The 14,843-nt window shown below is 65.1% G+C and carries 13 protein-coding genes; 1 reads left to right on the forward strand and 12 read right to left on the reverse strand.

The features are described 5' to 3' along the window. Positions 1–2: 2 nt before the first annotated feature. The 6 genes from truB to rimP all read right to left on the reverse strand — a co-directional run bounded on the left by truB (position 3) and on the right by rimP (position 7,593). Positions 3–1,121, reverse strand: coding sequence for a tRNA pseudouridine(55) synthase TruB (truB, locus tag IVB31_RS30535; RefSeq protein WP_247331568.1), 1,119 nt, complete (start codon positions 1,119–1,121; stop codon positions 3–5). Continuing rightward, positions 1,118–1,561 (reverse strand): 30S ribosome-binding factor RbfA, encoded by a 444-nt coding sequence (rbfA, locus tag IVB31_RS30540; RefSeq protein WP_247331571.1) that lies wholly within the window; start codon positions 1,559–1,561, stop codon positions 1,118–1,120. Before rbfA ends, truB begins: the two co-directional genes overlap by 4 nt. A gap of 157 nt (positions 1,562–1,718) precedes the next feature. Continuing rightward, positions 1,719–4,421 carry a translation initiation factor IF-2 gene (gene infB / locus IVB31_RS30545; RefSeq protein WP_247331573.1) on the reverse strand — a complete coding sequence of 901 codons (2,703 nt, stop codon included), beginning with the start codon at positions 4,419–4,421 and terminating at the stop codon, positions 1,719–1,721. A gap of 72 nt (positions 4,422–4,493) precedes the next feature. Next, entirely contained in the window at positions 4,494–5,177 is a 684-nt protein-coding gene (locus tag IVB31_RS30550) for an RNA-binding protein (protein ID WP_247331575.1), read from the reverse strand. A 23-nt stretch (positions 5,178–5,200) separates the two neighbouring features. Continuing rightward, positions 5,201–6,811 (reverse strand): transcription termination factor NusA, encoded by a 1,611-nt coding sequence (nusA, locus tag IVB31_RS30555; protein WP_247331577.1) that lies wholly within the window; start codon positions 6,809–6,811, stop codon positions 5,201–5,203. A 2-nt stretch (positions 6,812–6,813) separates the two neighbouring features. Then, a complete protein-coding gene (gene rimP / locus IVB31_RS30560) occupies positions 6,814–7,593 on the reverse strand; it encodes a ribosome maturation factor RimP (RefSeq protein WP_247331579.1) in 780 nt (259 codons plus the stop codon). A 360-nt stretch (positions 7,594–7,953) separates the two neighbouring features. On the opposite strand from rimP, the gene IVB31_RS30565 reads away from it, so the two are divergent. After that, on the forward strand, positions 7,954–9,036 hold the full coding sequence (locus IVB31_RS30565) for a DUF2336 domain-containing protein (RefSeq protein WP_247331581.1): 1,083 nt from the start codon (positions 7,954–7,956) through the stop codon (positions 9,034–9,036). Here IVB31_RS30565 and trmB read toward each other — a convergent pair. From trmB to ybeY, 6 genes are all read right to left on the reverse strand, one after another. Continuing rightward, on the reverse strand, positions 9,033–9,743 hold the full coding sequence (trmB, locus tag IVB31_RS30570) for a tRNA (guanosine(46)-N7)-methyltransferase TrmB (RefSeq protein ID WP_247331583.1): 711 nt from the start codon (positions 9,741–9,743) through the stop codon (positions 9,033–9,035). The two genes, IVB31_RS30565 and trmB, sit on opposite strands and share 4 nt — an antisense overlap. Continuing rightward, complete coding sequence (locus tag IVB31_RS30575) at positions 9,740–10,897, reverse strand: M20 family metallopeptidase (RefSeq protein WP_247331586.1); 1,158 nt, start codon at positions 10,895–10,897, stop codon at positions 9,740–9,742. Before IVB31_RS30575 ends, trmB begins: the two co-directional genes overlap by 4 nt. An 85-nt stretch (positions 10,898–10,982) precedes the next feature. After that, positions 10,983–11,396: a helix-turn-helix transcriptional regulator gene (locus IVB31_RS30580; protein ID WP_247331588.1), complete on the reverse strand. Its 414-nt coding sequence runs from the start codon at positions 11,394–11,396 to the stop codon at positions 10,983–10,985. Positions 11,397–11,615: 219 nt separating this feature from the next. After that, entirely contained in the window at positions 11,616–13,229 is a 1,614-nt protein-coding gene (gene lnt / locus IVB31_RS30585; protein ID WP_247331590.1) for an apolipoprotein N-acyltransferase, read from the reverse strand. Further along, positions 13,226–14,341 carry a hemolysin family protein gene (locus IVB31_RS30590; RefSeq protein WP_247331592.1) on the reverse strand — a complete coding sequence of 372 codons (1,116 nt, stop codon included), beginning with the start codon at positions 14,339–14,341 and terminating at the stop codon, positions 13,226–13,228. The genes lnt and IVB31_RS30590 overlap by 4 nt, the downstream gene beginning before the upstream one ends. 1 nt (position 14,342) lies before the next feature. After that, positions 14,343–14,831, reverse strand: coding sequence for an rRNA maturation RNase YbeY (ybeY, locus tag IVB31_RS30595; protein ID WP_247331594.1), 489 nt, complete (start codon positions 14,829–14,831; stop codon positions 14,343–14,345). Between the last annotated feature and the right edge of the window lie 12 nt (positions 14,832–14,843).

The raw sequence follows: 14,843 nt of genomic DNA on the forward strand, positions 1-14,843 counted from the left end.
CGTCAATTTCTCTCGTTGCGATCGGCGCTGGCAGTCAGGCCGGTCAGGTTGAACACACGCTTGGGGATGATTTCGCCATTGCCGACTTCAGCAAGCGCCAAAAGACGGCCTGCCACCGTGACATAGACTGTGCCGCTACTAGTGGGCGCATCCCGTCCGCGCAACAAAACGGCCTGACCCCGATGGAGCCTTGCCGCATCAGCCCGAGTGACGGCCAGTGCCGGGATGTCGTCCAGCGCGGTCTCAACGGGCATAAGCGCGTCGGCGAGGCTGCCCTCGCCGGACGCGGCTCTATCGCACAAAGCCTCCAACTGATCCAGCGGAATCATGTCGTTCTCGCCAAATGGGCCGACCAGGGTCCGCCGCAGCGCGCAGATATGGCCGTAGGTGCCGAGAATCCGGCCCATATCGCGGGCGAGCGCGCGGACATAGGTTCCCTTGCCGCACTCGGCTTCGAACACCGCCCGATCGTTATCTGGTTGATCTATAAGGTTTAATTGGTGGATTTCGACCGGGCGCGGGGCCAATTCCACGATCTCGCCGTCGCGGGCGAGGTCGTAGGCGCGCTCGCCCTGGACCTTGATCGCGGAATAGCGCGGCGGGATCTGCTCGATGACCCCGGTAAAGCGGGGCAAGAGGGCCAGAATGGCCTCCCGGGTCGGGCGCTGGTCGGAGGTCGCGGTGGCCCGGCCCTCGATGTCGTCGGTGTCGCGTTCCTCGCCCCAGCACACGGTGAACTGGTAGCGCTTGCGGCCGTCCATGACGAAGGGGACGGTCTTGGTGGCCTCGCCGAGCGCGATCGGCAGGCCGCCGGAGGCGAGCGGATCGAGCGTGCCGGCATGACCGGCGCGTTTGGCGTTGAACAGGCGCTTGAGCACGGCAACCGCCTGCGTCGAAGTCATGCCGATCGGCTTGTCGAGCACGACCCAGCCGTGGACGTCGCGGCGGTCGCGGCGCGGCTGATTGCCCTTCTGCTTGGGGGCGCGCGGATCGTTGTTGACGCGGCGCGGCTCTTGGTGCGGCTGGGAATTGCCGCTCATGTCCGCAAAATTATTCTTCTGCACGTCGCGCTGATCGGCCTCTTCGCCGCCGGTCGTGCCGTGAGCCGGGTCCATCGTCATTGTTCTTCTTCCCGATCCGAATCCGGATCCTGTTCCAAGTCCCGTTCGAGGTCCTTCTGCACCGCAGGTGTTCGCAAAAGCTTCTCGATCCGTTCCGCTTCGTCGAATCGTTCGTCGACACGGAAGCGAAGGTCGGGTGCAAATTTCAGGTTAACGCGCCGCGCGACTTCGCCGCGCAGGAATTTCTTGTTGCGCTCGAGCGCAGCGATGACGATCCCGGTGTCGCGGCCACCGAGCGGCATGACATAGACCGTTGCGAGCTTCAGGTCGGGCGACATCCGTACCTCCGGCACGGTGATGATGTGACCTTCGAGGTCATCATCATGCACATGGCCTTGCGCCAGAATCTCGGCCATCGCGTGGCGAACCTGCTCGCCGACGCGCAGCTGGCGCTGCGAGCCGCCGGGTGCGGAACTCTTTTTCTGATGATGGCGGGGCATGGTCGAAAATCACCTCGTCGTGCCCGCGTTTGGGACACGAACATTGTCGTTTGTCCTGTTGAAACGAATGAGGCGCGGATGGCCGGATTAAATCCGGCCATCGCACTCCCGCAATTTCAGCTCAAAAAAGATCCAGGCGCTTCGGTAAGATTTGGACTTACAGGGAGCGCTGGATCGTCTCCACGCGGTAACACTCGATCACGTCACCGGCGCGCATGTCGTGGTAGTTCTCGAAGGCCATGCCGCATTCCTGACCGGACTGGACTTCCTTCACTTCGTCCTTGAAGCGCTTCAGCGTCGACAGCTTGCCTTCGTGCACGACGACGTTGTCGCGGATCAGGCGCACGTTGGCGCCGCGTTCCACAATGCCGTCGGTGACGCGGCAGCCCGCGACCTTGCCGACCTTGGAGATGTTGAATATCTCCAGGATCGCGGCATTGCCGAGCATGGTTTCGCGCAAGGTCGGCGCGAGCAGGCCGCTCATCGCCTTCTTCACGTCGTCCACGAGGTCGTAGATGATGTTGTAGTAGCGAATCTCGATGCCGTTGCGCTTGGCGGCCGCAGCGGCCTCCTTGTTGGCACGAACCGAGAAGCCGATGATCGCGGCGTTAAAACCTTCCGCGAGCGTCACGTCCGATTCCGAGATGCCGCCGACACCGGCATGCAGGATACGCGCGGCGACCTCGTCGGTGCCGAGCTTCTCCAGCGAGCCGAGAATGGCTTCCAGCGAGCCCTGCACGTCAGCCTTGATGATCAGCGGGAAGTCCTTGCGGCCCGACGTCTTGAGCTGCGACATCATCTGTTCGAGCGAGCCGCGCATGCCGGAGATCGAGGCAGCGGCGTTCTCGCGCTTCTGGTGGGCGCGATAGCTCGTGACCTGACGGGCGCGGGCTTCGTTCTCGACCACGGCAAGACGATCGCCGGCTTCCGGCGGACCGTTGAAGCCGAGCACTTCGACCGGCACTGACGGACCGGCCTCGTCGATGGTGTCGCCCTGATCGTTGATGAGGGCGCGGACGCGGCCCATTTCAGCGCCGGCGACGATGATGTCGCCGACCCGCAGCGTGCCGCGCTGCACCAGCACGGTCGCCACCGGACCGCGGCCGCGATCGAGCTTGGCTTCGATCACGGTGCCTTCCGCCGGACGATCCGAATTGGTCTTCAGGTCGAGGATTTCGGCCTGCAGCGCGATCATCTCGAGCAGCCTGTCGAGATTGGTCTTGTTCTTCGCGGACACTTCGACGTCGACGACTTCGCCGCCGAGCGATTCGACCTGAACCTCGTATTGCAGCAGTTCGGTGCGCACGCGCTCGGGCTTGGCGTCGGGCTTGTCGATCTTGTTGATCGCCACGATCATCGGCACATTGGCCGCCTTGGCGTGATTGATCGCCTCGATGGTCTGCGGCATCACGCCGTCATCGGCGGCAACCACCAGAACCACGATGTCGGTGACCTTGGCGCCGCGGGCACGCATCGCGGTGAAGGCGGCGTGGCCGGGCGTATCGATGAAGGTGATCTTCTTGCCGCTTTCCGGCGATGTCACCTGATAGGCACCGATATGCTGGGTGATGCCGCCGGCTTCGCCGGAGACCACGTTGGCATGGCGGAGCGCGTCGAGCAGCGAGGTCTTGCCGTGGTCGACATGGCCCATCACGGTCACCACCGGCGAGCGCGGCTCGGTGTCGGTGGAATCCTCGATGGCGTCGAACAGGCCTTCTTCAACGTCGGACGCGGCAACGCGCTTGACGGTGTGACCAAGCTCTTCGGCGATCAGCTGCGCGGTGTCGGCGTCGATCACGTCCGTGATCTTGTGAATCGCGCCCTGCTTCATCAGCATGCGGATGATTTCCACCGCGCGCTCGGCCATGCGGTTGGCGAGTTCCTGGATCGTGATCGCTTCCGGAATGATCACCTCGCGGATGAGCTTTTCCTTCGGCTCGTTCGCGGCATGACCCTTCAGGCGCTGGGTGCGGCGGCGGAACGAGGCGATCGAGCGCTCGCGGACGTCGTCGGCATTGAACGCCGTGACGACCGTCAGGCGGCCGCGCTCCTTCTGCGGGCCGGGCTTGTGGGTGGGCTTGGGGGCGACCACAGGACGTGCGGCACCGCCGGGACCGCGACGGATCTGGCGCGGACCTTCGTCCTCGTCCGGTCCGGCTGCGACCGCGGGGGCGCGACCCACCGGGCCTCCCGGCCGCTGCGTGGTCGTTCCGGGCCGCGCGGTCGTTGTTCCCGGGCGTGCCGTGGTGGTCGTTCCGGGTCGCGCCGTGGGCGCTCCGGGCCGCGGTGCAGGAGCGGCCGAGCCCGTCGTTGCGGGGCGCGCCGCAGATTGCGGCTGCTCGCCCTCGCCAAAACGCTTCTTGGCCTCGGTCTCGGCCTTCCGCTTGGCTTCGTCCTCGTGACGGTGGCGCTCTTCCTCGGCCTTGCGGCGGGTCTCGGCGGCTTCGCGATCGGCGCGTTCGGCGGCCTCGCGGACGGCACGGCGCTGGGCCTCGTCTTCGGCCACGCGACGTTCTTCGACTTCGCGCACCTTGGCGTCGGCCAGTGCGCTGGCGCGGGCGGAACGTTCGTCCTCGGTCAGGGTGCGCAGCACCACGCCGGAGCCGGCGTTACGCGGCGGTGCCGGACGCGCGGGAGCGGGTGCAGGCGCGGCCGGTGCCGGCTTTGCAGCCGCCACGGGAGCCTGCGGCTCGGGGCTGCCGTCGATACGGCGCTTGCCGCGCTTCTCGACCACGACCTGCTTGCTGCGGCCATGGCTGAAGCTCTGGCGCACAGTGCCCGTTTCGACGCGCGGCTTGAGCGATAGCGTCTTGCTCGGAACGCTCAGCTTCTTGTCGTCAGGGGTCTTGGTATCAACCATTCAGCAGTCCTAATCCTGATTTTGTTAACGTTGTGCGTTGCCGCACCGTTCTATCGGGTTGGTCGTTGTCTCTCAGAAATCCTGGCCGGGCTCTTCGGCAATCTTGTCATCGTCCGCCATCCGGTATCGGACCAGCATCTGGCTACGTGACAGGAATGACTTGCTCGCCGGGCCCGCGAGCAGGGCAGCATGTATCACATTTGACCGGGTAAGTGCCAAATCCAATTCTATCGATTTCAGTGCGGTGACGACGGGAATCTGCGGCTTGGCACCGCGATTTCCGGCATTTTGACGTGCCAGCATGTCCAATTTGCGGATTCCGTCCGCGGCCCCGTCGCTGGCATGGATCAGGACCTCGACCGTGCCTTCCTGCAGGGCGCTTTCGACCTTGCCGAAACCGGCCACGATCTGACGCGCCTTGGCGGCGATCCCAAGGGCTTCGGTAACGCCCCGGACCAGGAGCGCCTCGATGTCGGCGGGAAACGTCTGGGAAACGCGCAGCTCGCGCCTGAAGGCCTTGCTAAAATGGTTACGCCGGACGGCTTCCGCAACCACCTCGCGGGAGGCGGTGACCCACATGCCGCGTCCGGGCAGCTTGCGCTTGAGATCGGGAACTATCGCGCCTTGCGGCGAAACGACGAAGCGGATCAGCTCGTCGATCGGCCGGACCTCACGGCTGACCGCGCACATCCGCATGGTCGCGGACTTTTCGGTCCGCGGTCCATGGTCGAGTTCGGGGTCAGTATCGGTGAGCATTCGGGCGACATTCTCCTTTGCCCTTAAGCCGGCTGATCTTCTGCCGCCTCAGCCTCTTCGGCTGGCTTGGCAAGATCGGCCTCGGTGATCCAGCCGGCCCTGACACGGGCCTGCATGATCATGGCTTCGGCGTCGTCACGGGTGATCTCGATACCATCGAGCGCACCCGGATATTTGGTCTGCTCGCCGCCTTCCTTGCGCTCGGTCCAGCCGACCAGATCGTCGGTGGCGCAGCCGGCGAGGTCGTCGACCGTCTTGATGTCGTTTTCGCCGAACTTCACCAGCATCTTCGAGGTGACGCCCGGCACGTCCTTGACGGCGTCCTCGACACCGAGCTCCTTGCGCTTGGCCTCGATCTCGGCCTCCTGCTGCTCGAGATATTCGCGGGCGCGATTCTGGAGCTCCTGTGCGGTCTCCTCGTCGAAGCCCTCGATGCCGGCGAGTTCCTTGATGTCCACCATCGCGAGTTCCTCGACCGAGGTGAAGCCCTCGGACGCCAGCAACTGGCCGACCACTTCGTCGACATTGAGCGATTCCATGAAGACCCGGGTGGAGTTCTCGAAGTCGGCCTGGCGGCGCTCCGATTCCTCCTGCTCGGTCAGGATGTCGATGTCCCAGCCGGTGAGCTGCGAGGCCAGGCGCACGTTCTGGCCGCGGCGGCCGATCGCCAGCGAGAGCTGGTTGTTGGTGTCGGGCACCACGACCTCGATGCGCTCACGGTCTTCGTCGATGACGACCTTGGAGACCTCGGCCGGTGCCAGCGCGTTGACCACGAAGGTCGCGATGTCGGGCGACCAGGGAATGATGTCGATCTTCTCGCCCTGCAATTCGTTCACCACGGCCTGCACGCGCGAACCGCGCATGCCGACGCAGGCGCCGACCGGATCGACCGAGGAATCGCGGGAAATCACGCCGATTTTCGCGCGCGAGCCGGGATCGCGGGCGACCGCCTTGATCTCGACGATGCCGTCATAGATCTCGGGCACTTCCTGCGCGAACAGCTTGGCCATGAACTGCGGATGGGTGCGGGAGAGGAAGATCTGGGGGCCGCGGGTCTCGCGGCGGACGTCGAAGATGTAGGCGCGGACGCGGTCGCCGTTGCGGAACACTTCGCGGGGCAGCATCTCGTCGCGACGGATGATGGCTTCACCGCGCCCGAGGTCGACGATCACGCTGCCATATTCGACGCGCTTGACGACGCCGTTGACGATGTCGCCGATGCGGTCCTTGAATTCCATATATTGCCGGTCGCGCTCGGCTTCGCGCACCTTCTGCACGATCACCTGCTTGGCCGACTGCGCGGCGATGCGGCCGTATTCCAGCGGCGGCAGGGTGTCGGCGATGGTGTCGCCCACCTGGGCACCAGGGTTGGCGCGCTGCGCGTCCACCAGCGAGATCTGGTTGGAGTGGTTTTCGACCGTCTCGACCACCAGCATGTGACGCGACAGCCGCAGCTCGCCCTTCTTCGGGTCGATCTCGGCATGGACGTCGGTCTCGCTGCCGTACCGTGCCCGCGCCGCCTTGGCGATGGCGTCCTCCATCGCCGCGATGACGATGCCGCGGTCGATCGATTTTTCGCGCGCAACGGCGTCGGCGATCTGGAGCAATTCAAGTCGATTGGCGCTGACTGCCATGGCTAGTCTCCTTCGTCAGGATCGATTTCGCCCCGCCGCGCGCGTTCGGCGGCCAGGCGATGTTTCTTGGTATTGGTCGGAGCCGGCTTCTTTGTCGTGGCTGGTGCCGGCTTCTTTATCGGCTTCGTGTTCTTGGTCGTTTTTTCGCTGATGCTGGCGTGCGGTGCCGCCGGCGGCTCCAGACCGAGATTGCGGCGCATTTCGCGTGCCTGGGCCTTGCCGCGGCGCATGGATTCCGCGATCAGCTCGTCCGTCAGCACCAGCCGCGCCTCGCCGATATCCTCCATCGTCAGGAGAACGTCGACCTCGTCGCCCGCCTTGGCGTCGTCGCGACGCAGATGCACGCGATCGCCTTCGACAGCGCCGATCATGCCGCGGAACCGCTTCCGCCCCTCATGGGCGACCGCCATCTCGATCTTCACCAGATGCCCGGCATAACGCTCGAAATCGGAGCGGCGCACCAGCGGGCGGTCGATCCCCGGCGAGGAGATTTCCAGCCGATAGGCGCGATCGATGGGGTCTGCGACGTCAAGCACGGGCGACAGCGCCCGCGAGATCGCCTCGCAATCCTCGAGCTGCATCGAGCCGTCCGGCCGCTCCGCCATGACCTGCACGGTGCAGCCAGATTCCCCGGAAATGCGGATCCGCACCAGACGGTAGCCCATGCCTTCGAGCACCGGCCCCGCGACCGCGGACACCCGTGCCGCCACGCCCGGCTCGATGACGAGCCTCGGCTCGGCCAGCAACTCGGCATCCGTGGAACCAGCGTTCGGTTCGGTCATATCAGAGGTCAAGGCGCTCGATGGTTAAGGCTTGGTTAAGACGCCAAAGCCGCTTCGGAATTTTCCCGACAGCAAGTCGGGCCGTAATCTTCCGCCAAGCCGCGTTCAGGTAATAAAAAAGAGCGGGTCCTTTCGGGCCCACTCTCACTACGCGGATCGTATGAGAAGATGAATTGGCGCTGATATAGCCCTTTCCAGTCTCCCGGACAAGGCCCATCGCGGGACAGACGCGGCTTTTTGCGTCCGGCCCGGCCCGCCCACGCAACGCTTCCTTCACCTCCGAGGGCTAAATTCGCTGATTGTGGGGCGGCTTGGACCAAGGGCGCACCCGCGGCGTGCCCTATACGAGTTTGCGTTTTCATGACCGTTGCCACGTCGCTCATTCCTGGACTTGAGGATATCGTCAAACGTGGCGACCCGCGGCGTCGCGGCGAAATCGCGTACGCCGTCTCCCAATTGTTCTTCCAGGACGCCGAGAAGCTGCGTCCCGATCTCGTCGGTCTCTTCGACAATCTGCTGATCGATCTCGTTCCGCACGCCGAGCTCGCCTCGCGCGTCGATCTCGCCGAACGCTTTTCGCGGCTGAACAACGCTCCGCCCCATCTGGTCAGTCAGCTCGCGCGCGAAAACGAAATTGCGGTGGCAGGTCCCGTGCTGCGCCACTCGCCGGTGCTCGATGACGCCGCCCTGATCGAAATCGCGCGTTTGAAGGGCCAGGGCCATCTGCTGGCGATGACCGAGCGCCCCACATTGTCCGCTGTCGTCACCGACGTGCTGGTCGAGCGCGGCGATCGCGACGTGGTGCGCCGCGCCGCGGGCAATTCCGGCGCGGTGTTCTCGCCTGGCAGCTATTCCGAGCTGATCAAGCGCGCGGCCCAGGACGGCGTGCTGACGCTCAAGATTGGCCAGCGCGAAGACCTTTCGGGCGAGAACCTGAAGGAGCTTCTGAACGGCACGCTCGACGTCATCCGCCGCCGCCTCTCCATCGTGGTCAATCCGGTGCGCCAGGTCGAGATCAAGCGCGCCATGGCGGCGATCGAGGAAGCCACCCTGCCGCCGGGCCCGCGTCGCGATTTCGTGGGGGCACAGCGCACGGTGCTGGCCTTGCATCGCGAGGGTCATCTCGGCGAGAGCGCGCTGCTCGGCTTCGCCAAGGCTCACAAATACGAGGAATCGGTCGCTTCGCTCTCGGCGATGTCCGGCGTCCGCCTCTCGATCCTCGATCGCCTGATCGCAGGCGACCGCTACGATCCGATTCTGGTTCTCGGGCGCATGCTGAACCTGGGCTGGCCCACGGTGCGCGCGCTGGTTCTGCTGTGGCACGGTCCGCACCGCACGCCGGCCGACGCCGACATCGAGCAGGCGCGCGTGAACTTCACGCGCCTGATGCCGGCGACCGCCGAACGCGTGGTAAACTTCTGGCGCAACCGTCAGACGATCTAAAGCCGCCGAAACCGCAGATACGCCGCCTTGCGGCCCTCGCGCGTGGCCTTCCGGCCGTAGCGCGTCATGGTGTATCCGTCCCAGGGCAGACGAAAATCGTCGGCGCGCTCCGCGAGCCAGACGAAATCCGTCGAACGCGCCAGATGCGACAGCGTCCAGGCGCAGTAATCGTCGATGTCGCAGACGAAACGGAATTCGCCGCCGGCTTTCAGCACGCGCGCCATCGCGGCGATGGTCCGGTCCTGGACGAAGCGCCGCTTCCAGTGCCGCCGTTTCGGCCAGGGATCGGGATGGATCAGGTCGATCCGCGACAGCGAAGCCTTCGGCAGCCACGCCAACAGCTCGGCGGCATCGCCCGCGAACAGTCGGATGTTGTCGATATTGGCGGACTCGATCTGCGCGAGGATCTTCGCCATGCCGTTGACATAGGGCTCGCAGCCGATGAAGCCGGTCGTGGCGAAGTTTTGCGCTTCCGCCGCCAGATGCTCGCCGCCGCCGAAGCCGATCTCGAGCCGCACATCGTCTGCTGCGGGATCGAAGATCTCAGCGGCATTCGTCGGCACCTCGGTCGCGATGTCGAGCGCCAGATGCGGCAGCAGATGATCAATCAGCTCGGCCTGGTGCTGCCGCAGCTTGTGGCCCTTGCGGCGTCCGAAGAACGCACGCTCGCTGTCATCGCGATCGGGGTCTGATTTGCGCTCGCTCATCGCAGCGTCTGGTAAAGGCGATGCAGGAGCCGCGCGCGCGGTTCGAGCGAGGAGACGTAGAGCTGCTCATAATGCGTGTGTGCGCCCTTGCCGTCGACGCCGAGTCCGTCGAGCGTCGCGGTGTGGGCTGCGGTGAAATTGCCATCCGAGCCGCCGCCGGTGTGGGTGTCGACCAGCTCGAAGCCGATCTCCGTGGCGATCGTCTTTGCATGTTCGTACAGCGAGGCGCCTGCGTTGTTCTTCTCATAAGGCGGACGATTGAGCCCGCCCGTGACCTTGACAGAGACGCCATCCGTCTTCGATGTCAGGGCGAGGATCTTGCCGACGAACTCGTCCGCGTCCTTGAAGCTCTGCACACGCAGATCGATTTCGGCATGGGCTTCTTCCGGCGTCACGTTGGGTCGCGTGCCGCCGCGCACCACGCCGACATTGACGGTGACGCCGCGCGGCAGATCGTTCATCGCTTCCAGCGCCAGGATGACGTTGGCAAGCTCGCGGATCGCGCTGCGGCCATCCTGGGGCCGCGTGCCGGCATGCGCGGGGACACCCTTGATGAAGACTTCGAAGCGCCCGACGCCCTTGCGGCCCGTGACGATCTTGCCGCCGTCGCGCGCGGGCTCCGTCACCAGCACGTATTTGGCGTTGCGTCCTTCCTTCTCAATCAGTGCACGCGAGGTCGGGCTGCCGATCTCTTCGTCCGACGTGAACAGGTGGGTGATGCCGAGCGGCGAGCGATCGGCCGTGGCGCAAAGCGCGCGAAAGGCGTGATGGGCGATGTAGGCGCCACCCTTCATGTCGTAGATGCCAGGACCGAACGCGCTGTCGCCTTCGATCTTGAACGGCAGGCGCTCGATGAATCCCATGGGATGAACGGTATCGAGGTGGCTCAACACCAGAATACCCGGCCGGTCCTGGCCCCAGGTCGAGCGCGCCACGAGGTGATCGCCGCAGCCATCGACGCCGGCGACGCGTTCGAGCGTAACAGGCAGATCGCGGTATTGCTCCGCGACCACAGAGATCAGCTTGTTGACCTGTTCAGGCGCGTCCGTCGGCGTCTCGACCTCCACCCAGCGGCGAATACCATCGAGAATGGTTTGGGAATCGAACCAATTGGAGCTGGCCATGGGCGCATCTGTGCCTTTGAATCGCATCATCGGGGTGGACGCACATCCAAGCGCGCCCGCAAATGACGACATAGGCCAGATTTGATGCGGTCTCAAATCGGATTGAGACGGCGCGTCAGCGCTTGTCGGGGCCTTCGCGGGCCGCGATCTGCTCGACCAGATCGACGATCGAGCGGCGCATCTTCGAATCGGTGATTCGCGTGAACGCCTTGGTCAAGGCGAGTCCTTCGGAGGTCGCAAGGAAGTCCGAGACGTAAGACGGCGATGCGCCTTCGCTGAAGCCATCCGGGCCCGGCACGCCGCTCGGACCGCCCTCGAACAGGAACGACACCGGCACCTGGAGAATTTCGGAAATCTGCTGGATGCGGCTCGCGCCGACCCGATTGGTGCCCTTCTCGTACTTCTGGACCTGCTGGAAAGTCAGGCCCAAAGCTTCACCGAGCTTTTCCTGGCTCATGCCCAACATGATGCGGCGCATGCGCACGCGACTGCCGACATATTTGTCAACAGGGTTGGGCGCTTTCGACATTTCCTCAGCCCTCCAAACATCACCCTCGGCGCAATCAGGAATGCCTCGGGTGTACGCATCTTCAAAATCAAAGCCTGTTATTGGGAAACATTGCGGAGAAATTTAGCAATGCCCACTGTCTTTTGCAGCCGGTGCAGAATGAGGAGGCCGCATGCAGTCTGTCAACCGTGGGACTACGGTTGTCAAAAGTTTCCGGCTGCATCGGCAGCGACGGCGTGATCAGGGGTGCCGTTTGGCAACACGTCGGCGGACCGCCAGAAACACGGCCAGCGCGACGAGCATCGCCGCCGGCACATCGCCCACCTGCGCATAGACGGTGGGCGGGATCGCGGCGGGCAGGCTTGCATCCAAAATGCCTTCGATTCCGAGACCGAGGCTCGCCACGGTGCGCCCCACCGGGTCGATCACTGCGGAGACGCCGGTATTGGCGGAGCGGACCAGCGGCAATCCGAGCTCGATCGCGCGCATCCGCGCCTGCTCCAGATGTTGATAGGGGCCGGTCGAGATGCCGAACCACCCGTCGTTGGTGAGATTCACAATCCAGCCCGGACGTTCATTGCGTCCAGTCACCTCGCCGGGAAAGATTGCTTCGTAGCAGATCAGCGGCAGCGCGGACGGCGCGCCGGGGATCGGCAGCGCATGGCGCACGGTGCCCGGAATGAAGCCGCCGCGCACACGCGTGAGTTGCTCGAAACCGAGCTTCTCCATCAGATCCTGGTAGGGAAGAAATTCGCCGAACGGCACCAAATGCAGCTTGTCGTACACCGCGAGTACGCTGCCGTCGTGGTCGATCACGTAGATCGAATTATAGGCGCGGGTGATCGGCGTGCCCCGCGGTAGGTCAGGCGCGCGGACCGAACCCGTGATCAGCACGGTGCCCTTGGGCAGAAGCTCGGCGATTTGCGCCATCGCATCGGCTTCGCGGGCCAGGAAGAACGGAAAGGCGGATTCCGGCCAGATCAGAATGGTGGCATCGCGCACGCCGGTCGATTGCGGCCCGGAGGCGCGGTCCGACAGCGCCAGATATTTCTTCATCACCTCCGCCTTGGCGGCGTAGTTGAATTTCGCGTCTTGCTGGAGATCCGGCTGCATCAGGCGCAGCTTGGTGCCCGCGACCATCGTGGTCGGATGCAGCGACAGGCGGATCGTGCCGAAGATGCTCATGACAAGCAGGAGCGCCACCGCTGCGGCCGGCACGCGCCACGGCAGGCGGCGATCGGGCGTGCGGTCGATCAGCGATGCAGGGCTCGCGAAGATCGCAACCGTCAGGAACGTCATGCCCCACAGGCCGATCAGCGACGCCGTCTGCGCCAGCGGCAGCGGTTCGGACAGCGCGTAGCCGAAGGTGTTCCAGGGAAAGCCGGTCAGCGCGTGACCGCGCAGCCATTCGCTGATGGTGAGGCTCGCCGCGAGCGCGAGCACGCGCGTGGCGTTCTTGGTCCAGAGCAGGCGCGCGAGCGCAAAGCCCATCGCCGTGAAGATGGAAAGATAAGCCGGCAGGCCGAGCACGGCGAACGGCGTCAGCCAGGCGAACACATCGGCGTCGACGAAGAAGGCGTAGCCGATCCAGTAGAGGCCGGGGACGAAATAGCCGAGCCCGAACCAGTAGCCGGTCAGCGCCGCGGCGGGGACGCCGCGGTATCGTCCGGCGCCGGCGCCGTCGATCAGCCAGACCAGCACCGGGAAAGTGATGAACAGCACGGGGAAGATGTTGAACGGCGCCAGCGCCAGCACTGACAGCGCCCCGGCGGCCATGGCGACGAGCGCGCGCTTCCAACCCCAGGCGAGGATGACGGCAAGCGCGATCTGGCGAAGTCGCTGGAACGGGCTCACTGCGAACCGGTCCCGTCGCCTGGCTGCGGGGTGGGCGTGTCGCTGGCCGGCGGGCTGCCGTCCGGCGTCGTCTCGCGACGCCGGCTCTCCCGCTGGGTGCGCGGCGCAGACCGCTCCTTCCGCGTCGCTATCCGCAGCCGCTTGACGCGGCGCGGGTCGGCATCGAGCACCTCGACCTCGTAATTGCCGGGGCCCGAGATCACCTCCCCGCGCACCGGCAGGCGCCCGACGAAGCTGACGAGATAGCCGCCCAGCGTCTCCACTTCCTCGCCGGCCTCGCCGGTGACGAAATCCTCGCCGATCACGGTGCGGACGTCGTCGAGGCTGGCGCGGGCATCGGCGATGAAGGCGTTGTCGGGCAGTCGCACGATCGAGGGCGGTTCGTCGCTGTCATGCTCGTCGTCAATCTCGCCGACGATCTGCTCGACGATGTCCTCTAGCGAAACCAGCCCGTCGCTGCCGCCATATTCGTCGACCACCAGCGCCAGATGGATGCGCGTGGCCTGCATCTGCGCGAGCAGGTCGATCGCCCGCATCGACGGTGGCACGTAGAGCAGCTTGCGGATGATGCGGGCTTCCCCGAGCGGCAGCGCGAGATCGACCGTACGCAGATCGAGCCCGGCCGGCAGCGGCTTCTTGCGCTTGGTTTTCGTGACCCCCGACACGCGCGCACGCGCGGTCATGAACGCGAGCAAATCGCGGATGTGGACGATGCCGACGGGATCGTCGAGCGTCTCGTTGTAGACCACGAGGCGCGAATGGCCGGCGCTCTCGAAGCGGTCCATCAACTCGCCGAGCGGGATGTCGCGCTTCACCGCGACGATGTCGGCGCGATGCACCATGACGTCGGCAATGCGGCGCTCGTGCAGAGCGAGGATGTTGCGCAGCATGGTGCGCTCGACGGTGGAGAAGCCGGTGTCGTCGGGCGTCGTCGCGTCGAGCACGACCTGGAGGTCGTCGCGCACCGATCCCGCTTTCCAGCCGAACAACGTCCGGATGGCGCGCAGCAGCCAGCCATCAGCGGTCGGGCGTAGCACCTCGCCTGATGTCACCACGGCCGGCAAGTTCGGCGTGTTGCGTGGATTGTCGTGGATAGGGTCGGAATCCGGCATCTCAATGCGTCCCCGGGCGGTCGGCATAGGGGTCGGGAATGCCGAGATGCGCCAGAATCTCCCGTTCGAGCGCTTCCATTTCCTCTGCGTCGCTCTCGTTTTCGTGGTCATAGCCGACCAGGTGCAGGAAACCGTGCACGGCGAGATGGCTCAAATGATGATCGAACGGCTTGCGTTCCTCGTCCGCCTCACGTCGCATGGTCTCGTAGGCGATCGCGATGTCGCCGAGCATGCGCGGCGCATCGCCGGGCTTCCATTCGCCCTCCGGCTGGAGCGCGGGAAACGACAGCACGTTGGTCGGCTTGTCGATGCCGCGCCAATTGCTGTTGAGGGTGCGGATGCCGGCATCATCGGTCAGCATGACCGCCACTTCCGCGTCCGCGACGTCCTCGTCGACAGATTCGGCGGCCGCCGCAACGGCGCGCTGGATCACGGCTTCGGATTCGGGCTCGCGCTGCCAGCAATCGGCGACGACGAGGACCTCGGTCATGGGAAGGTTGGG

This window comes from Bradyrhizobium sp. 21 (assembly GCF_023073335.1).
In the GTDB taxonomy this organism is placed as follows: Bacteria; Pseudomonadota; Alphaproteobacteria; order Rhizobiales; family Xanthobacteraceae; genus Bradyrhizobium.